At 70.6% G+C, this 19896-nt stretch carries 17 protein-coding genes; 8 read left to right on the top strand and 9 right to left on the bottom strand.

The genetic code is table 11. The features are described from left to right. The first annotated feature begins 24 nt into the window (after positions 1-24). From AC4D2E_RS01540 to AC4D2E_RS01560, 5 genes are all read left to right on the top strand, one after another. Positions 25-966, top strand: coding sequence for a DUF2797 domain-containing protein (locus AC4D2E_RS01540; protein WP_490909947.1), 942 nt, complete (start codon positions 25-27; stop codon positions 964-966). A 33-nt stretch (positions 967-999) separates the two neighbouring features. Beyond that, positions 1000-1230 carry a hypothetical protein gene (locus AC4D2E_RS01545; RefSeq protein ID WP_104166459.1) on the top strand — a complete coding sequence of 77 codons (231 nt, stop codon included), beginning with the start codon at positions 1000-1002 and terminating at the stop codon, positions 1228-1230. Positions 1231-1315: 85 nt separating this feature from the next. Next, on the top strand, positions 1316-1765 hold the full coding sequence (locus AC4D2E_RS01550; RefSeq protein WP_490909946.1) for an FAS1-like dehydratase domain-containing protein: 450 nt from the start codon (positions 1316-1318) through the stop codon (positions 1763-1765). Positions 1766-1767: 2 nt separating this feature from the next. Then, positions 1768-2208: a MaoC family dehydratase gene (locus tag AC4D2E_RS01555; RefSeq protein ID WP_490909945.1), complete on the top strand. Its 441-nt coding sequence runs from the start codon at positions 1768-1770 to the stop codon at positions 2206-2208. After that, positions 2205-3296 (top strand): UDP-N-acetylmuramate dehydrogenase, encoded by a 1092-nt coding sequence (locus AC4D2E_RS01560; RefSeq protein WP_490951473.1) that lies wholly within the window; start codon positions 2205-2207, stop codon positions 3294-3296. Before AC4D2E_RS01555 ends, AC4D2E_RS01560 begins: the two co-directional genes overlap by 4 nt. Before the next feature lie 221 nt (positions 3297-3517). Here the strand turns inward: AC4D2E_RS01560 and AC4D2E_RS01565 are convergent, their stop codons facing one another. Then, positions 3518-3946: a hypothetical protein gene (locus AC4D2E_RS01565; protein ID WP_104166453.1), complete on the bottom strand. Its 429-nt coding sequence runs from the start codon at positions 3944-3946 to the stop codon at positions 3518-3520. Between the two features lie 183 nt (positions 3947-4129). On the opposite strand from AC4D2E_RS01565, the gene AC4D2E_RS01570 reads away from it, so the two are divergent. Further along, a complete protein-coding gene (locus tag AC4D2E_RS01570; RefSeq protein WP_490951474.1) occupies positions 4130-5851 on the top strand; it encodes an HNH endonuclease signature motif containing protein in 1722 nt (573 codons plus the stop codon). 206 nt (positions 5852-6057) lie between these two features. Here AC4D2E_RS01570 and asd read toward each other — a convergent pair whose 3' ends face one another. The 4 genes from asd to AC4D2E_RS01590 all read right to left on the bottom strand — a co-directional run bounded on the left by asd (position 6058) and on the right by AC4D2E_RS01590 (position 9476). Then, positions 6058-7197: an aspartate-semialdehyde dehydrogenase gene (gene asd / locus AC4D2E_RS01575; protein WP_490951475.1), complete on the bottom strand. Its 1140-nt coding sequence runs from the start codon at positions 7195-7197 to the stop codon at positions 6058-6060. A 108-nt stretch (positions 7198-7305) separates the two neighbouring features. Beyond that, the gene (locus AC4D2E_RS01580) at positions 7306-7968 is read right to left on the bottom strand and encodes a hypothetical protein (RefSeq protein WP_490909941.1); all 663 of its coding nucleotides are present in this window, start codon (positions 7966-7968) and stop codon (positions 7306-7308) included. Positions 7969-8136: 168 nt separating this feature from the next. Beyond that, entirely contained in the window at positions 8137-8700 is a 564-nt protein-coding gene (locus AC4D2E_RS01585; protein WP_104166447.1) for a dihydrofolate reductase, read from the bottom strand. Beyond that, positions 8697-9476, bottom strand: a complete 780-nt coding sequence (locus tag AC4D2E_RS01590; RefSeq protein ID WP_104166822.1) for a thymidylate synthase — start codon at positions 9474-9476, stop codon at positions 8697-8699. The genes AC4D2E_RS01585 and AC4D2E_RS01590 overlap by 4 nt, the downstream gene beginning before the upstream one ends. Before the next feature lie 176 nt (positions 9477-9652). Between AC4D2E_RS01590 and AC4D2E_RS01595 the strand changes: the two genes are divergently transcribed. Beyond that, the gene (locus AC4D2E_RS01595) at positions 9653-13573 is read left to right on the top strand and encodes a Pls/PosA family non-ribosomal peptide synthetase (protein WP_490951476.1); all 3921 of its coding nucleotides are present in this window, start codon (positions 9653-9655) and stop codon (positions 13571-13573) included. Continuing rightward, complete coding sequence (locus AC4D2E_RS01600; RefSeq protein WP_490951477.1) at positions 13570-14937, top strand: M1 family metallopeptidase; 1368 nt, start codon at positions 13570-13572, stop codon at positions 14935-14937. The genes AC4D2E_RS01595 and AC4D2E_RS01600 overlap by 4 nt, the downstream gene beginning before the upstream one ends. Before the next feature lie 177 nt (positions 14938-15114). Here AC4D2E_RS01600 and AC4D2E_RS01605 read toward each other — a convergent pair whose 3' ends face one another. The 4 genes from AC4D2E_RS01605 to AC4D2E_RS01620 form a co-directional block, all read right to left on the bottom strand. Further along, positions 15115-16161 carry a 4'-phosphopantetheinyl transferase family protein gene (locus AC4D2E_RS01605; protein ID WP_490951478.1) on the bottom strand — a complete coding sequence of 349 codons (1047 nt, stop codon included), beginning with the start codon at positions 16159-16161 and terminating at the stop codon, positions 15115-15117. An 80-nt stretch (positions 16162-16241) separates the two neighbouring features. Continuing rightward, positions 16242-16478 (bottom strand): hypothetical protein, encoded by a 237-nt coding sequence (locus AC4D2E_RS01610; RefSeq protein ID WP_104166441.1) that lies wholly within the window; start codon positions 16476-16478, stop codon positions 16242-16244. Positions 16479-16684: 206 nt separating this feature from the next. Continuing rightward, complete coding sequence (locus AC4D2E_RS01615; RefSeq protein WP_490951479.1) at positions 16685-17650, bottom strand: NUDIX hydrolase; 966 nt, start codon at positions 17648-17650, stop codon at positions 16685-16687. Beyond that, complete coding sequence (locus tag AC4D2E_RS01620) at positions 17650-19872, bottom strand: RNA degradosome polyphosphate kinase (protein ID WP_490951480.1); 2223 nt, start codon at positions 19870-19872, stop codon at positions 17650-17652. The genes AC4D2E_RS01615 and AC4D2E_RS01620 overlap by 1 nt, the downstream gene beginning before the upstream one ends. Positions 19873-19896 lie beyond the last annotated feature (24 nt).

Genomic DNA, 19896 nt, shown 5'->3' on the forward strand with positions numbered 1-19896 from the left:
GGTACCAGCCCCTACGCTGGAGCCGTGGAACCGACCTATCTCTGCAGCGGCGTGACCTGGGACGAGGCAGGGCCGTCCCTGTCGATGCATGAGGTGTCCGCGCTGCGCGCCGACTCCGGTGGGGAGGACGAGGGGCGGTGCGAGCTGCCGCTCAGCCCGGGCACGAGACTCGCGTTCGAGGTCACCGCCGAGGGGAAGTACTGCCTCGGCTTCCACCGGGTCCACGGACGGGAGGACCGCACCTGGGTGCCGTGTGCCGATGAGGCGCCTGCCGAGCGCGGCTCCCAGTGCGGGCGCTGCTTCGCACAGGACGACCTCCGTTACATGCACGACATCCACCGCTCCGGGATCGCCCCCGCCGGGCTGAAGCGCTACCTCGACCAGCCGCACTGGCTCTACGTCGCGACCTTCGCGGACGGCTCGACGAAGGTCGGGACGGCGTCGCACCTGCGGAAGCGGGCGCGCCTCGTGGAGCAGGGCGCCGTCGTGGCGCAGTTCGTCGCGTACGCCCGGGACGGGCGGATCGTGCGGATCCTCGAGGACGAGGTCACGCGCACGGTCGGCCTGCAGCAGGCCGTACGGTCCGCGACCAAGGCCGCGTCCCTGTGCGCGCCGCTGCCCGCGGTGCAGCTGGAGCACGTCAACGACGGCTTCGCCCTGGCGGCCCGGGGGCTGCTGGGTGGCGGCCTGGAGATCGAGGGTTTCGAGGTGGTCCATGAGGAGTTCGACCCGCCGCCGTCGTGGTCCGCCGTCCTCGGCCGACGGGGGCTGCAGCCGTATCCGTTGCCGCTCGGTCAGGGCAGGCACGGCGTCACCGTCCGCGAGGTACTCGGCCCGTCGGCGCTGGTCTCGATCGACGGCGCGGACCTCGTGTTCGTCGCGGACCTGGCCCAGCTCAAGGGCCGGCGGCTCCGGGCCGGGGACTTCAGCACGCCGGTGCCGGCTGTCCAAGAAGCGCTCTTCTGATGACCGAGGGGCGGGCGGCAGTAGAATCGGTGAATGCTGAATACGCCCTGGGAGACCGGCTCGGACCTGTACCGCAAGCTGGTGGTCTCCGCCCTGGTGACCACGGCGCTCGGCATCCTCATCGCCGTGGTCGGAGCCGTCACGGACCAGCGGACGCTCGTCTCGACCGGCATCCCGATCATCGTGGTCGGTATGGTGTGCCACGTTGCGGGCATGGTGGTGCGCTCGCGGGACACCCGGCGCCGCCTTCGGGACCGGCGCTGAGCCCGCACAGCCCGACGCCGCCCCCTTCCCGCGCCCTCAGCCAGGATCTCCCCGCCCGCCCGACGCCGTTTCCATCGGAGGAACCATGACCATCGACCCAGACCTGCAGGGGCGTAGCTACCCCGCAGGAGAGACCTACTCCGTCGGCCGTGAGGCGATCCGCGACTTCGCCCGGGCCGTCAAGGCGACACACCCGGCACACTACGACGTCGACGCCGCGGCAGCGCTCGGACACCGGGACCTGGTGGCCCCGCCCACCTTCGCGATCATCATCGCGCAGCGTGCCGACGCGCAGCTCATCGCCGATCCGAGTGCGGGGATCGATTTCACCCGCGTGGTCCACGCCGACCAGCGCTTCATCCACCACCGTCCGATCATCGCGGGCGACCAGCTCGTCGCCGAACTCCACGTGGACCAGGTGCGGGCCATGGGCGGCGGCGCGATGATCACCACGCGTGCGGAGATCTCGACGATCGAGGGCGAGCCGACGGCCACCACGACCTCGTCCCTCCTCGTCCGCGGAGAGGACCAGTAGCCATGGCAGTTTCCATCAGCACGCTCGAGGTGGGCCGGCAGATCGGCTCCACCACCATCGACATCACCCGCCAGGACCTGGTCCGGTACGCGGGCGCTTCGGGAGACCTCAACCCGATCCACTGGAACCAGGCCTTCGCCGAGGGGGTAGGACTCCCCGGCGTGATCGCCCACGGCATGTTCACCATGGGCGCCGTCGTCCAGCTCGTCACGGACTGGGTCGGCGACCCCGCCGCCGTCATCGATTACCAGACGCGGTTCACCAAGCCCGTGGTCGTCGAGGACACCACGGCGCAGCCCGGGGAGCCGGGTGCCGTGGTGGAGGTGACGGGCGTCGTCGGCGCGATCGACACCGAGCGGTCGACGGCGCGGATCGACCTCACCGTGACCTTCGCCGGGCAGAAGGTGCTCGTGAAGGCGCAGGCCGTGGTGAAGCTGCCATGACCGTGCCCCTGACCGGGACCCTCCTGGCCGACCTCACGACGGCACGCGTCGGGGGACCCGCGCGCACGCTCGTGGAGGCCTCGACCGAACAGGAGATCGTGGAGGCCGTCCGCGCCGCCGACACCGCCGGGGACCCGCTGCTCATCATCAGCGGCGGGTCGAACCTGCTGATCGGTGACGACGGCTTCGCGGGCACCGTCGTCCGCATCACCTCGAGCGGTTTCACCGTCGACGACGACGACGCCACGTGCGGCGGCGTCATGGTGAAGGTGCAGGCCGGGCACGATTGGGACGACCTCGTGCGGTACACCGTCCTTCACGCCTTCACGGGGCTCGAGGCACTCTCGGGTATCCCCGGCTCCACGGGAGCGACGCCCGTCCAGAACGTCGGGGCGTACGGTTCGGATGTCTCCCACACCATCGCCACGGTGCGGACGTTCGACCGCCAGACGGACAGCATCAGGAGCTTCACCAACTTCGAGCTGCAGTTCGGCTATCGGGACTCCCTGCTGAAGCGCAGCACGGTCGACGGGTCGCCGCGCTACGTGGTGCTGACGGTCGAGTTCCAGCTCGGCCTCGGACGCATGAGCACCCCGATACGGTATGCGGAGCTGGCCCGTGCACTCGGCGTCGAGGTCGGGGCGCGTGCCTATGCCAACGATGTGCGCCGTGAGGTGCTCGGACTGAGGGCCGGGAAGGGCATGGTGCTGGACGCACCGGACCCGGACACGTGGAGTACGGGATCGTTCTTCACCAACCCGATCGTGCCGCAGGATGTCGCGGACCGGCTGCCGGCCGATGCTCCCCGCTACCCGTCAAGTGAGGACGGCCACGTGAAGCTCAGCGCCGCCTGGCTCATCGAGCATGCAGGGTTCTCCAAGGGATTCGGTCTCGCGGACGATGACGGGTTCGCCGCTGCCGGCGGGCGGGCCGCGCTGTCGACGAAGCACACACTCGCCCTCACCAACAGGGGCGGCGGCTCGGCGTCGGACCTGCTGTCCGTCGCCCGCCTCGTGAGGGACGGGGTGGAGCGGGCCTTCGGGATCCGGCTGGAGCCCGAGCCGTTGCTCATCAACTGCGCCCTGTAGCGTGCCCGCCGTCGGCTGCCCGCTTGCTGCTTGTCGGCCGCGCACCCTCTGCGTCCCGCCCGACAGGTGGTAGGCGGCGCGTCTGCCGACAGGCAGTCGGCCCTCCAGCCTGGTCAGGCCGCGCGCCGGGCGAATCGGCCGCTGGCCCGGTTCGCGTGGGCCGACGGTCCGGCCTGTAGCTCGGTGCCCGGCCGAGTCGGCCGCCTGATCACCGGGTTCCCTCAGCGTGCGGGGGATCGGCGCGCCTGTTCGGCGGCGGCACGGGTGAGGACGACGTCCTGCCAGCTGTCCTCGCGCTGCACGAGCTGCCGTGAACAGAGCCACTGCGCAAGGCGTGAGGCGACGCTGATCTGAGCGAGCCGATCGTGGAAGTCCGGGAGGAGCTGGGGCGCAGCGAGGAAGTCGGGCAGCGCGTGCAGCAGCTCGCGCGCTCCCATCACCTGGACGTAGGGGTCCTCGGTGCCGAACTGGCGTTCCAGCGCGAGTAGTTCCTGGTCGGTGTCGGTCAGCCTGGTCGCGGCGACGTGTTCGAGGTAGGCGCGGAGGTGGACCTGGATCCGCTCGTATCGCAGCAGGCTCTCGGGGTGCCGCGTGTGGCCGCTGGCCGCGAAGAAGCGCCGGAGGACGATGTCTGCGTTCACGGGGTCCATGCGCCCATCCTGCCTGTGGCCTCCGACCTTTTCGTGCGGCTCCCGGCGGTACCGGATCCCCTGGCAGGGGTCCGTACTCGGCCGGTGATGGGCGCGAGGAGATGTGGACGAGGCGATGCTGACCTGTCCTCCACAATCACCGTCCGCCCTCGGAAATAGTACGTGCGTTCGATAAAATCAGGTATGGCTGTCGCACCGCTGGAGAATCCCCGAGACCCCGAACTCTCCCTCGGATTCGTGCACGCCGCGCTCGTGCAGGTGGCTGATTCATTGACGGCTCAGGGCCGGATGCTGTCACGGAGCGAGGCGCTGCGGACGCTGGTCGACGTCGAGGACATCTCGCGGGTCGTCGATTCCCTCCAGGTCTTCGCCGCGGGACTGGCGGAGGAGACGGATCTGGCGTCGGGTGACAAGCCTCGTGAAGTCGGTTCCCTCCAGACACGGGCGGAAGAGTCCCTCCGCACGTCCGAATCAGTCGGTGCGGCCGGGGTGAGGGCTTCCAGCGGAAGCGCGGCCGACAGCGCCGGCGGGAACCGGTTCCGGAACTGCGCGGACTACCTGCGGGCCAGGCTGGGTATCAGCCGCGCTGAGGCGAAGCGCAGGCTGGACCTGGCTCATCGCGTGCTGCCCGGTGTCGCTCCCTCGGGTGCGCCCCTCGAGCCGCAGTCGGCGGCCGTGAGTGCCGCGTTCGCCTCGGGCACCCTGAGCGGAAGGGCAGCGACGCTCATCTGTTCAGCAGTGGAACGGGCCGGCTGCCTCGCTGCACCCGAGCAGCTGGCGTCGATGGAACGTCATCTCACCAGTCAGGCACTGGAATCCGATGAGGATGTTCTGCGTGTCCTCGCCCGTCGCTGGGAGACCGTGCTGGACCAGGACGGTCAGGAGCCCACGGAGAAGGTTCTGCGGGCCCGTCAGGGCGTGTTCTTCAGGGGGCGGCGCAACGGACTGCGCATCCTCGAGATCGGGGCCACCGACGAGCAGTTCGAGCATCTGGTCACGGCCATGACCACCGCCACGAACCCCCGGAGTCCCAAGGCCGACCGCGCCGCGGACGCTTCCCAGTGCGTGAACGGTGCCGGAGCCGTGACGGACGGTGCAGGCGATCCGATCATGCCGTCGAAGGGACCGGGAAGTCCTACACGGGCGCAGAGCCTGCTCGACGGGCTGGTGGGTGCATGCCGCATCGCCCTGTCCACGTCCCTCCTGCCGGCAACCGGTGGCCACAGGCCCCAGGTCATGGTGACCATCGACTACCGCGACCTCCTCGACGAGCTCCGCAACACCCGCAGCCGGGACACCAGCAGTCACGACAGCAGCAGTCGGGATACGGCACGTCGAACCGGTGGTTCGACCGCCGGTCGACCTGCCGGTCGAACCACCGGTCGGGATACCTCGGGTGATGCCCGCACCGCCGGCTCGAGGGGCGGAAGCGGGACCGGGCGTGCCGTTTTCGCCGAGCAGCTAAGTGCCAGCACCATCCGGCGGATCGCCTGCGACGCGGACCTCGTTCCCCTGGTACTCGGTGGCGAGGGGCAGATCCTCGACATCGGCCGCGCAGGTAGGCTCTTCCCGCCACACGTGCGTAGAGCCCTCATCGCCCGGGACCGCGGCTGCGCGTTCCCGGACTGCACTGTTCCAGCCACGTGGTGCGAGGCCCACCACATGACGCCCTGGGCCTCCGGGGGTACCACCGGCATCGCCAACGGAGTCCTGCTGTGTGCACACCACCACCACACCATCCATGACGGCCTCTGGACGGTCGCATCGCACAACGGCATACCCTGGTTCACTCCACCGCCACATCTCGGTCGACCCGGAACCACCGCGCGGCGCAACAGGTACTGGCATGCCGAGCCCGGGTTGCCGGGTGGCGCCGGGGGCGCGGTTTCGACCGGACAGCAGTAGGGAAAGCAGTGGAAGGAGCGGCCGCTTCGAACGATCGGTGGAGTGTCATGTCCACCGAGGCGACCGGGACACCACCGACAGCTCTCGCCGTCCGACGTCGGCAGATCGCCGCCGAATCCCCAGCAACGCGCATCCAACCGGTTCTTCAGCTCGCCGTCAGATCACCCGGACAACACCCATGGGTCACCGGCGCGTGGAAAGACGCCTCAGAGGTTCCCGGTGGCGATCATCAGCATCCGGCGGAGCGGCTCGGCAGCTCCCCACAGCAGCTGGTCTCCCACCGTGAAGGCGCTGATGTACTCCGGGCCCATCTCGAGCTTACGGATCCGGCCGACAGGGACCTCCAGCGAGCCGGTGGCCGCCACCGGCGTCAGGCCCGCGATCGTGTCGACCTTCGTGTTGGGGATGACGCGCACCCACTCGTTGTCGGCTGCGAGGATCGACTCGATCTCGCTGACCGGCAGGTCCTGTGTCAGCTTCAGGGTCAGCGCCTGCGAGTGCGAGCGCATGGCGCCCACGCGGACACAGAGGCCGTCGAACGGGATACGCGTGGCGGTGCCGAGGATCTTGTTGGTCTCCGCTCCGGCTTTCCACTCCTCCCGGGATACGCCGTTGCCGAGGTCGCTGTCGATCCACGGGATGACGGAACCGGCCAGCGGCACACCGAACTGGCTCGCTTCGAGGCTCGGGTGCCGCTGCTTGGCGAGGATCGCACGGTCGATGTCGAGGATCGCGGAGGCGGGGTCGTCGAGATTGACGGCAACGGTGCCATGCAGCGTACCGAACTGGTTGAGCAGCTCCCGCATGTGGCGTGCGCCGCCGCCCGAGGCCGCCTGGTAGGTCATCGACGTGCCCCACTCCACGAGGCCGTTGCGGAAGAGCCCGCCCAACCCCATGAGCATGCAGGAGACCGTGCAGTTGCCGCCGATGAAGTCGCGGACGCCACGCGCGAGTCCGGCGTCGATGGCGTCGCGGTTGACCGGGTCGAGGACGATGATGCTGTCCTGCTCCATGCGCAGCGTCGACGCGGCGTCGAGCCAGAGGCCCTGCCACCCGGCGTCGCGCAGCTTGGGGTAGACCTCGGCCGTGTAGTCGCCGCCCTGGGCGGTGACGATGATCGGCAGCTTGGCGAGCGTCTCCACGTCGTAGGCGTCCTGCAGCGTGCCGGAGCCCTCCGCGAACTGCGGTGCGGCGCCTCCGGCGGCAGACGTCGAGAAGAACACGGGGTTGATCCGGGCGAAGCCGCCCTCGTCCTGGAGGCGCTGCATGAGGACGGAGCCCACCATGCCGCGCCAGCCGACGAAGCCGACGGAGGGCAGGGCGGAACTCTCGGGTGCTGAAGTCATGCCCTCCAGTTTAGGCGGAGGCTCCCCGGACACGCTGGTTTGTGACCGATGCCTCCCGCAGATCGCCGGCGTCGGCGGCAGTCGTCAGGGAACGGGGAGAGGGACCCGTCAGTCTCCCCTCACGTTCCGGAGTTCGGCCAGCAGGGCGTCGTCGTCGAGTCCCGTCCGCTGGGGGACGTCCTCCCGGCCCTCGTACTGGTAGCCCACCGTCCAGCCCGACGCATCGCTCCTGATGAGGAGGCGGCCCTTGGCCGGCGTCTCGTGGCGGTACACGGTGGCTCCGCCGTCGGGGTGGGTCGTGAGGTGCGAGGTGACCATCATGAGGAGGGCCTGTGCTCCGGACAGCCCAGGGTCCTGCGCCATGGCCAACCAGGAGAGGTACGAGCGTGGCTGCAGCAGGATGGAGAACTCGTCCGACTCCACCTGGAGCATGCTCCCGCTGGTCCGGCCGGGCGCCAGCAGTCCGATGTCGACGCGCCGCCGGGCGCCGGACAGGGCGGAGAGGATCGCCGCCATGGCTCCGCGGACCACCAGCTCGCGCTTGGGACCCACGGTCGCGAGGCCGTGTGCGACGAGGGACGAAGTGCCGGCACGGATGACCTGGCTGTCGGCGGCCTCCTGCGGGATGCGCAACGCAGCCGCGCTCGACGTCGACGGTCCGCCGGGCCTCATCGCGAGCAGCGCCGCCAGTTCGGCGTAGCCGAGTCCGAGAGCCTTGGGCGGGACCGCGACCTGCACCGGGTCCGACGGGTGGTTGCCTGCGTCAGTCATGTCCGTGTCCTTCGGTTGTCGGAGTCCGGAGAGGTGCCCGGCGGCTCCGGGAGCACCTCAGCGCCGGCGGAGCCGTGCCGCCGTGGAGCGGAACCGGCCGGGCACCGTGCTCCTGACGACGCACGCGCCCGTGCGTGCCGTCGTCCGCGGAGGACCGTCGGTGCCGCGTCAGCCCTGCCTGGTCCAGAGGCTGATGCGGTAGCGGGGACCTTTCGCGGACTCCAGCCATCCTGCTTCCGGGGTCAGGGCTGCCAGCGCCCAGTCCGTTCCCAGCAGGGGAGCCACGGTGTCGCCCTCCGCTGCGGATTCGACGACGGTGACGAGCGCTGCGTTGGCGCGCGGCATGGCCTCGGCGTACACGCGGCCACCACCGATGACCCAGATCTCCTCCGCGCCGGGACTGGCCCGGGCGGCGTCGAAGGCGGCATCGAGCGAATCGACGACGACGGCACCGGGCAGGTCCGCTCCGGACCGGGACACGACGATGTTCGTGCGGTCCGGCAGGGGGCGGAAGGTGGAGGGGAACGATTCCCAGGTACGCCGACCCATGATCACGGGATGTCCCGTCGTCGTGGCCTTGAAGTGCGCCAGGTCCTCCGGCACGTGCCAGGGGATGCCGCCGTCCTTGCCGATCACGCCGTCCTCGGTCTGCGCCCAGATCATGCCGATCACGGGACGGGACCCGACGGCGTCGGCCACGCTCAGCGTGGGGGGTGAGGGGGCCGCGTTCATACGGCCACCGGTGCCTTGATCGTGGGGTGGTGCTGGTAGTCGATCACGTCGAAGTCCTCCAGGGCATAGTCGAAGATGCTGTCCGGCTTCCGGTTCAGCGCGATGCGCGGATACGGGTAGGGCTCCCGGGACAGTTGTTCGGCAACCTGCTCCACGTGGTTGTCGTACACGTGGACGTCGCCGCCGGTCCAGATGAACTCGCCGGGCTCGAGGCCGGTCTGCTGGGCGACCATCAGGGTCAGCAGGGCGTAGGAGGCGATGTTGAACGGGACCCCGAGGAACGTGTCCGCGGACCGCTGGTACAGCTGGCAGGAGAGTCGGCCGGGGCCACCGTCCACGCCGGGGCTCACATAGAACTGGAAGAACACGTGGCAGGGTGGCAGGGCCATGTTGTGCAGCTCGGAGACGTTCCAGGCCGAGACCAGGTGGCGGCGGGAGTCCGGATTCGTCCTGAGTGCCTCGACCACCTGGGCGATCTGGTCGATGTGGCCGCCGTCGGGTGTGGGCCACGACCGCCACTGGACGCCGTAGACGGGGCCGAGCTCGCCGTCCTCGTCCGCCCACTCGTTCCAGATGGACACACCGCGCTCCTGCAGCCAGCGCACGTTGGAATCACCGCGGAGGAACCACAGCAGCTCCAGCGCCACGGACTTGAAGTGCACGCGCTTGGTGGTGACGAGCGGGAAGGACTCGCTGAGATCGAAGCGGAGCTGCCGGCCGAACACGCTCCGGGTACCGGTGCCCGTCCTGTCGCTCTTGGCCGCGCCGTTCGCCATGACGTCGCGCAGCAGGTCCTCGTAGGGGGTGGGGATGGGAGTGCTCACCCGGCCAGTCTAGGACGAACCGCCCGCCCCGGTCGGCCGCATCGACCGCGGGTAGACTACCCCCGGGCCGTGCAGGTGACGGCGCCCCTGATCACCTGCTGTTCATTTCGCACCGGAAGAATCCAGCCGTGACCACACCCACGCCCCAGACCGACACCGCCCCCGCCGCCGCGCGGTTCACGGCGTCCGGGCGGGCGCCATCCCCCCGCACACTCCTCGACATCCTGCGGGCCACGGCCGCGGAACACCCCAGCGCCTCGGCGCTCGACGACGGCACCGAGGACCTCAGCTACACCGAGCTGGTGGCGGCCGCCGACCGGTTCGCCGCCGTCCTGCGCGACGCCGGCGTGGGGCGCGGTGACACCGTCGGGGTACGCCTCCCCTCGGGCACCAACGAGCTGTACATCGCGATCCTCGGCGTGCTCGCGGCGGGTGCGGCCTACGTGCCGGTCGACGCCGACGACCCGGACGAGCGCGCCCGCGTCGTGTTCGCGGAAGCGCGTGCAGCCGCCGTCGTCGGGCACGGCCTGTCGGTGGCCACCGGGCCGGGCGGACGCCGGGGGATCACCGGAGACCCCACACCGGACGACGACGCATGGGTCATCTTCACGTCCGGTTCCACGGGTACGCCGAAGGGCGTCGCCGTCTCGCACCGCTCGGCGGCCGCCTTCGTCGATGCCGAGGCGCGCCTGTTCCTGCAGCACGAACCCCTCGGGCCCACCGACCGCGTCCTGGCCGGCCTCTCCGTCGCGTTCGACGCCTCCTGTGAGGAGATGTGGCTGGCCTGGAGGCACGGCGCATGCCTCGTGCCGGCCCCCCGCGCACTCGTGCGCACCGGCGTCGACCTCGGTCCCTGGCTGATCGCCCGCGGGATCACCGTCGTGTCCACCGTGCCCACGCTGGCGGCTCTGTGGCCCGCCGACTCCCTCGAGAACGTCCGCCTCCTCATCTTCGGCGGGGAGGCATGCCCTCCGGACCTCGCGCAGCGCCTCGTCGTCCACGACCGCGAGGTCTGGAACACCTACGGCCCTACCGAGGCGACCGTCGTCGCCTGCGCCGCACGGCTCGGCGGGGACGGCCCGGTGCGCATCGGGCTGCCCCTGGACGGCTGGGATCTCGCCGTCGTCGACGAGTCCGGCCTGCCCGTGCCGGAGGACGGCACCGGCGAGCTCATCATCGGGGGAGTGGGGCTGGCCCGCTACCTGGACCCGGCCAAGGACGCCGAGAAGTATGCCGCGATGCCGACGCTCGGGTGGAGCCGTGCCTACCGCTCGGGCGACCTCGTGCAGCTGCAGGCAGCCGGACTGGTCTTCGTGGGCCGGGCCGACGATCAGGTGAAGCTCGGCGGGCGCCGCATCGAGCTCGGTGAAGTGGATGCGGCGCTCCAGGCCCTGCCCGGGATCGCCGGCGCCGCCGCCGCCGTCCGGACGACGCCGTCGGGCAATCAGCTCCTCGTCGGCTACCTCGTCCCGGCCGACGGCGACCCGGACCTCGCGGTGCTCCGCACGCTGCTCGCCGAGGAGCTGCCCGCCGCGCTCGTCCCGCTGCTGACCGTCACCGACTCCCTGCCCACGAAGACCAGCGGCAAGGTGGACCGCAATGCCCTGCCCTGGCCGCTCGCCGGCGTGGGCGACCCGAGCGGGCCCGGCAGCCTGGAGGACCTCGACCCGCGCGTACGGTGGATCGCGGACCAGTGGGCCGCCGTCCTCGGCACCGTCCCGGCCGACGAGGACGCCGACTTCTTCCTCCACGGCGGCGGGTCCCTCGCGGCCGCCCGGCTCGTGTCGCTGATCCGCACCCGCTATCCGGTCATCACCGTTGCCGACATCTACGCCCATCCGCGGCTCGGCGCGCTCGCCTCCTTCGCCGCCGGGACGGGCGACGGCGACGAACAGCCGCCCACCCCGGAACGCGCGGTCCGGCGCACGGCGCGCCGGTCGCAGGTCTTCCAGACGATCATGGGCATCCCGCTGCAGTTCCTCGCGGGCATGCGCTGGCTCACCTACGCGATGATCGCGAGCAACGTCCTCGCCGGGCTCGGGGTCCTCACCTCGGCGGCCACCCTGTCCTGGTGGTGGGTGGCGCTGTCCTGGCTCGTGTTCGTCAGCCCGTTCGGGCGCATGGGCCTCTCCGTCCTCGCGGCCCGCCTCCTGCTGGGCGGCGTGGAGCCCGGCGTCTACCCGCGATCCGGCAGGGTGCACCTGCGGCTCTGGCTCGCCGAGCAGATCTCGGACAGCGTCGGGGCGGTCAGCCTCGCGAGCGCACCCTGGGTCCAGGTCTATGCGCGGGCCCTGGGCGCGCGCATCGGGCCCGACGTCGACCTCCACTCCGTCCCGCCCGTTACGGGTCTGCTCACCCTCGGAGCCGGCGCGTCCGTGGAACCGGAGGTGGACCTCTCGGGCTGGTGGATCGACGGAGACCGTATCCACATCGGCGCGATCACCGTGGGCGCGGGAGCCGTCGTCGGGGCACGCAGCACACTGATGCCGGGTGCGAGGATCGGCGCCGGCGCCGAGGTGGCCCCCGGTTCGGCGGTGCAGGGCGCCGTCCGGCCCGGGCAGCTCTTCGCGGGTTCGCCGGCCACCCGGGGGGGCAGGGCCAAGCAGGACTGGCCCGACGCCCCGCCGGCCCGCTCCCGCCGGCACACGCGCCTGGCCTTCGTGGCGTTCGCCGCGGCCTCGGGCGCGCTCGCACTCATCCCGTACGTCGCCGCCGTCGTCGCCGCCCTGCCCGTCGTGGCAGCCCTGCGGGGCGCACCGTCCCTGTCCTCGGCCTGGCCGTCCCTCATGGGACCTGTAGCGCTTGCCGCCGTCCTCTGGCTCGTCACCACCGCAGCCCTGGTGCTCGCCACGGTCCGGATACTGGGCATCGGCCTGAGGGAGGGCCACTACCCCGCGCGCAGCCGCATCGGCTGGCAGATCTGGGCCACCGAGCGGACCCTCGACATGGCGCGCGACCTCCTCTTCCCGCTCTACGCAAGCCTGTTCACGCCCGTGTGGCTGCGGCTCCTCGGGGCGCGGGTGGGCCGGAACGTCGAGGCGTCCACCGTGCTCCTCATCCCGAAGATGACGACGATCGGCGAGGGTGCCTTCCTCGCGGACGACACGATGGTCGCCTCCTACGAGCTCGGGGGCGGGTACCTGCGCATCGCGCCCGCGAAGATCGGCCGGCGCGCCTTCCTCGGCAACTCGGGCATGACGTCGGCGGGTCGGCGCGTACCGAAGAACTCGCTCGTCGCGGTGCTGTCCGCCACGCCGGCCAAGGCCAAGGCGGGCAGCTCCTGGCTGGGCAGTCCGCCCTCCCGTCTGCGCCGGCTCGCCGTCACGGGGGACCAGAGCCGCACGTTCCAACCCCCCACGCGCCTGAAGGCGGCGCGCGCGTTCTGGGAGCTGTGCCGCGTGGTGCCGGTCATCCTCACGGTCACGATCGCCGCCTTGGCCCTCGTGATCTTCGACGCGCTCGCCCTCTGGGGCGGCTACCTCGTGGCAGCCCTGCTGAGCGGCGTCGTCTTCACCGTTCTGGGCGCCGTGGCTGCTACCAGCGCCGTCATCGCGAAGTGGCTGCTGGTCGGCCGGATCACGGCGGGCGAGCACCCGCTGTGGAGCTCCTTCATCTGGCGCAACGAGGTGGTGGACACGTTCATCGAGAGCGTCAGCGCCCCGTGGTTCGCCCGGGCCGCCAGTGGCACGCCGTCACTGGTCTGGTGGCTGCGGGCGCTGGGGTCGAAGATCGGGCACGGAGTCTGGTGCGAGAGCTACTGGCTGCCCGAAGCGGACCTGGTGAGCCTCGGTACCGGGTCCACTGTCAACCGCGGATGCGTCGTGCAGACGCATCTCTTCCATGACAGGATCATGAGCATGGACACCGTGGAGCTCGCCGCAGGAGCAACCCTCGGCCCGCACAGCGTGATCCTGCCCGCCGCCCGGATCGACCAGGGTGGCACCGTGGGGCCGGCGTCGCTCGTGATGCGTGGCGAGACCGTCCCCGCAGGGACCTACTGGATGGGCAACCCGGTCAGTTCGTGGTCGGGCCCGGGAGACGGTGCGTGAGCACCAGTTCCGAGAGTTTTTCGCCTGACCCGTACACCCCGACCAATGGCAGCACCTCCTATCGCGTCGCGCACTACGACCTCGCCCTCGACTACCGGCTCTCGAGCAACCGCCTGACCGGTCGCGCGGCCCTGACCGTGACTACTCACCGGGGCCTGCTCCAGCTCGAACTCGACCTCCAGGGGCTCCGTACCACGAGGATCACCTCCGACACCGTCCGCGTCCGGTCCTTCAAGGACCGCGCGGGCAAACTCGTCATCGGGTTCCGCGACCCGGTGCCGGCCGGGGCCACGTTCAAGCTCGACATCCGGTACGAGGGCAATCCCCGCCCCCTCACCGGGATCTGGGGCGAGATCGGGTGGGAGGAACTGACCGACGGCGTCCTCGTGGCCGGTCAGCCCACCGGAGCGCCGTCGTGGTTCCCGTGCAACGACCACCCCTCGCAGAAGGCGGCCTACCGGATTGCGGTGACCACCGACGCCGGCTACCGGGCCATCTGCAACGGCGTCCTCGTCTCGCGGATCGACAGGTCCAGCCGGACCACCTGGACCTACGAGCAGGCGGAACCGATGGCCACCTACCTCGCGACGGTGCAGATCGGTCGTTATGCCCTCGTGGCACTGAACGACCCCTCAGGGCCCGCCGTCGGCCTGCCCGCCCCGGGTACGCCGCGCGCACAGGGTGCCCCCGTCCCGCTGTACGCCGCCGTGCCGCCGTCGCTCGCCCCCGCAGCCAAGGCGTCGCTGGTGCGCCAGCACGAGATGATGTCCGTGTTCGAGGAGTGCTTCGGGCCCTACCCCTACCCGCAGTATCTCGTGGTCGTCGCCGACGACGACCTCGAGATCCCCCTCGAGGCTCAGACGCTCTCCATCATCGGGCGCAACCACCTGGACCAGGGGTGGGACGCGCAGCGGCTGATCGCCCACGAACTCGCGCACCAGTGGTTCGGGAACTCCGTCACCGCGGCGCGCTGGCAGGACATCTGGCTGCACGAGGGCTTCGCCTGCTACGCCGAGTGGATCTGGTCCGAAGCCAGCGGGTCGACGACGGCGGACGCCCACGCGCGGTCCACACACCAGCGCCTCAGCAGGGCACCCCAGGACCTCGTCCTGGCCGACCCCGGCGCCGTCGACATGTTCGACGACCGCGTGTACAAGCGCGGCGCCCTCGCACTGCACGCGCTCCGGAAGACCGCAGGCGACGACGCATTTTTCGCCCTGCTGCGTTCCTGGTCCAGCGAGCACCGCTTCGGGACGGCCACCACGGCGGACTTCATCGCGTTCGCGGTGCGCACGCTCCCCGGTGCCGGCGTCGGCGACCTCCTGGTGCCGTGGCTGCTCTCGAGGCCGCTACCCGTCCTGTGACGCGTGCTGTCCTGGCGCTCGAGGAGGCCTCCTCCTCCGGGGTCATCTGCCGCGTCGGGTAGGCCCGCTCTTCACCGGCACGTAGCCCTGCCGGGCACGCTGTCCGGGCAGGGCAGCACGTCCCGCCCCGGCCGACCCCTCACCGGCCGCTCGGCTCCTCCCAGATCGGTCGGTTCTTCAGGGGCCGACGGCGACGGCGGCCACGAGACCCAGGGGCTCCAGTGCTTCTCCGCCGACGGAGGGAAGATCGATGATGCTGCACTCCCGCAGCACCTCCACCGCGTCCGGGCCTCGATCGGCGAAGCCCGTGCCCAGAGCCTTGACGAGGGCCTCCTTGCGGGCCCACAGACGTGCACGGGCCGTCCCTCGCTCGGCGGTCGGAAGTTCACGGACCGCCCGGCGCTCGCCGGGAGTCAGGGCCACGTCGTCGAAGCCGTCGAAGTCCACCGCCGCGACGGTTGCGAGGTCCACCCCGAGCCCCGGTCGGGGCGTCCCGCCTGCGCCACGCGATGCCGGCGTCTCGAGGGTCCCACGAGCCGTGTGCGGGTTGTGCGTACTGACCGGCCCGGCCGTGCCGACCGTGCTGGCCGTGCCGGCCGTACCGAGCGTCCCAACTGTCCTGGCCATGCCGGCCGTGCCGGTCGTGCCGGCCGCGCTGGTCGTGCTGGTCGTACCGAGCGTCCCAACTGTCCTGGCCATGCCGGCCGTGCCATGCCCCTCGAGCGTTTCGAGCGCTCCGAGCAGGACGAAACCTTCGGCCCGGGAGAGGCTGAGTGCCAGCGGCACGCGTTCGCCCCGCAGCCGGTAGGCCGGTCGGCCATGATCGGACACGCCATCCGGTCCGCAGGCAGGGCATTGGAAGCAGGACACGAGAAGGCCCGCCCGAGTCCCGAGCAGGTCGGCGACAAGCTCACGCAGGAGGTACCGGCCCGCGATGAAGGACGCGGACTGCGTGGCATCGACGGTCCGGGCCGCCCGCGCGCGTTCCGCGTCGTCGAGGAAGCGGAGCATCGCAGTGGTGGGAGGGAGGCCGGTCCCCGGGCCGATTCTCCGCAACCGGAGGACGGTGCCCGGAGGCAGGCCTGCGGGGTCGGCCGGGTCGGCGGCCGTGGTCGGCAGGCCCGGGGAGGGGGTACTCGAAGCCGGGGTGCTGGGATCGCCGGCCGTGACCGGCATGCCGGGGACCGGGGGGTCGTGAGCCTGGGTGCCGGGAAGTCGCTTCACACCATCATCGTCCCCGAGGATCGGGCCGAGTGGCCATCCGGGCAGGGAATCGGTACAAGAGCGGGTGGGCGGCGGTGGTCCTAGTGGCCGTCGAACAATTCGGCGCACACGTCGTCGCGCAGGACGAACGGTCGCGGCCGGTCAGGATCGGCACGCCGTCCGTACACGTAGTAACCACGGCCCTCGCCCGGCCCGCCGGCAGCGCGATCGATGGCGTGCATGAGCTTCGGTGTGAGCGGCCCTGCAGGTCCGATCCGGTGGATCTGCTCGATCTCGTGCGGTGCGAGTGCCCGTACGAGGCTCTTCACATCGGCCATGGGAGCGTTCCTGTCGTCGGTGCCGGGCGCTGCGTGAGCGTCCGACACTAGGCACCATGGATGAACGAGGGATGAACGGGGGCGATCAGGCCGCTGACGCCGGATGAACTGTCCGTCCTCGCCGGCGGACGGACGGAGGTGCGCCTGACGCACTGTCGACAGGCGCTCGACAGGCGCCTGGATGGACCGCTTGTCAGGGACTGACCTCAGTCGTCGTAGGCGCGGAACTGCTCCACGGACACGATGCGCCCCTGGTTCGCGCTGCTCACCTGGCAGACCACCGCCTCGCCGGGCGCGAGGTGCGGGTCCTCGACGGGCAGGAGCTCGTGCAGGTGGTCCGGCATGTGGCGGCGCAGCACCGAGAGGACGGACGGGAGCACCGGGCGGTGGGTGCAGATCGCCACGGGCCGGCGCTTGTCCAGCAGCCGCTCGATGGCGGCACGGGTTCGCGCCGGCTTCCTCCTAGCGTCGTGCTCGGTCAGGGCGTCCACGAGCTTCAGCTTCGCGCTGCGCTGTTTCACGTAGGGCGAGATCGTCTGGACGCACCGCACCCACGGACTGCTCACCACGCGCTCGGGGGTCCACGCCTGGAGCAGGCGGCTCACGGCGGTGGCCTGCCGGCGGCCGGTGGCGGCGAGAGGACGCTCACCCTCGGCCCTGCTCCACGACGAACGCGGCTTGGCCTTCGCATGGCGGACCACGATCAGGGGCCACGTCTGGAGGTTCCGGGCACGGTGCGCCTCGATGAGCGAATCGAGCGGTGCGACATCGGTCGGGTTGCTCAGCACGGCGCGGGCCTCCTCGGGGGACACCCAGCGCAGAGCGTCCACCTCGCTGCCGTCCGGCACCGGGGTGGACCGCTCGATCCTCGCCGCCCAGTAGTACACCGTCTTGTCACCGGAGTTCACCGGGTAGGTCATGGTTGCCAGCGGGATGCCGAGCCTCACACTCAGTCCCACTTCCTCGAGGGTCTCGCGGACGGCGCACTCGGGTGTCGTCTCGCCCGGATCGAGCTTGCCCTTCGGCCAGGACCAGTCGTCGTACCGGGGCCGGTGGATGATCAGGATCTCGAGCGAGCCCTTCTCGATCCGCCAGCACAGCGTGCCTGCAGCGACGACCGCCGAGCCGCCGGTCGCCGTCGCGATGGTGGCATCCTTCGTGGGTGGAACCATCAGCGGCGCGACACTGCCCGCTGGCGGGCGCGGGAGGCGAGCAGCGACGACTGGATGTCCTCGAGCGGCGCGCCGTCGGCGTCCTTGTGGTGCCGGGTCCAGCAGCCGGTCTCGTCGAGGTGCCAGCTGGAGACCGTCGGGTCCATGTAGCGATCCATCAGGTTCATCAGGTAGGAGATGTCCTCGGCCGAGCTGAGCTGCACGAGCGCCTCGACGCGGCGGTCGAGGTTGCGGTGCATCATGTCAGCCGATCCGATGAACACCGCCGGCTCCCCGCCGTTCGCGAAGGCGAAGACACGCGAGTGCTCGAGGAACCGGCCGAGTACGGAGCGCACCGTGACGTTCTCGCTCAATCCCGGGACCCCGGGCCGTACCGAGCAGATACCGCGCACGATTACGTCCACCTTGACCCCCGCCTGCGATGCGCGGTAGAGCGAGTCGATGATCGCTTCGTCGACCATCGAGTTCACCTTGATGACCACGCGCGCGGCGAGCCCGGCATGCTTGTTCGCGATCTCCCGCTCGATGCGGTCGATCAGACCCGAACGGACGGACCGCGGAGCCACCAGGAGGCGCTTGAAGGTGGACTTCGGGGCATATCCGGACAGCTGGTTGAACAGGCGCGACAGGTCCTCGCCCACCTGCTCGTTGGAGGTCAGCAGGCCGAGGTCCTCGTAGTACCGGGCCGTGCGCGGGTGGTAGTTGCCGGTGCCGATGTGGCAGTAGCGGCGGAGGCCGTCAATCTCCTGCCGCACCACGAGCGAGAGCTTGCAGTGGGTCTTGAGTCCCACGATGCCGTACACCACGTGCACGCCGGCCTGCTCCAGCTTGCGGGCCCAGGAGATGTTGGCCTGCTCGTCGAAGCGTGCCTTGATCTCCACGAGCGCCAGCACCTGCTTGCCGGCCTCGGCGGCGTCGATCAGGGCGTCCACGATGGGGGAGTCGCCCGACGTCCGGTACAGCGTCTGCTTGATGGCCTGCACCTTGGGGTCCGCGGCCGCCTGCTCCAGGAACGCCTGGACGGAGGTGGAGAAGGAATCGTACGGGTGGTGCAGCAGGATGTCCCGCCGGCGCATCGCAGCGAAGACGTTCGCCGCCTTCGACGTCTCGCTCTCGTTGAGGTGGCGGCTGGTGTGGGGCACGTGCTTGGGGAAGTGCAGGTCTCCGCGGTCGATCCCCGCGATCACGCTGAGGCCCCGCAGGTCCAGGGGTGCCGGGAGGTTGTAGACCTCGTCCTCCTCCACGCCGAGTTCCCGCGAGAGCAGCCCCCGGATGCTGGGATTGATGTCCGTGGTGACCTCGAGGCGGACGGGCGGCCCGAACCGGCGGCGCAGCAGTTCCTTCTCGAGGGCCTGCAGCAGGTTCTCGGCGTCGTCCTCCTCGACCTCCAGGTCCTCGTTGCGCGTGACCCGGAAAAGATGGTGCTCGAGTACCTCCATCCCGGGGAAGAGCTGGTCCAGGTGGACGGCGATGACTTCCTCGAGCGGGATGAAACGGGCGATGCGCCCGGCGATGTTGCCCGCCCGCGGCCCGTCCACGGACATGAGGCGCGGCAGCTGGTCCGGCACCTTCACACGGGCGAAGAGCTCCTTCTCGCTGACGGGGTTGCGGACCACGACGGCGAGGTTGAGGGACAGCCCCGAGATGTAGGGGAATGGGTGGGCCGGGTCGACGGCGAGGGGCGTGAGGATCGGGAAGACCTTCTCGGCGAAGATCTTGTGCAGGTCGGCGCGGGCGGTGTCGTCCAGTTCCTCCCAGGTCGTGAGGTGGATCTGCTCGCGGGCGAGGGCAGGCCGGATGTGCTCGGCGAAGACGGCGGCATGCCGCTGCTGCAGCTGGTAGCCGTCCTGCATGATCTTCTCGAGCTGCTCGATGGGGCTGAGGCCCGCAGCCGACGGCACCGCGAGGCCCGTGGCGATCCGGCGCTTGAGGCCGGCGACCCGCACCATGAAGAACTCGTCGAGGTTCGACGCGAAGATCGACAGGAAGCTGACCCGCTCCAGCAGGAAGAGGTCCGGATCCTCCGCGAGCTCGAGGACGCGCGCATTGAAGTCGAGCCAGCTGATCTCGCGGTCGAGGAAACGGTCCGCCCGGATGTCGCCGGACGGCAGGAGGCTGGGAGCGAACTCCGGGATGTCGATGCGGTCCTGGGTTGCCCGGGCCGGAGCCGTCTCCGAGGACCCGTACAGTGACGCACCCCGGCGTTTGATTCCTGAATCCATAGCGTCTCCTGCAGCGTGGGCGGT

The organism is Arthrobacter sp. TJ-265 (assembly GCF_058269135.1).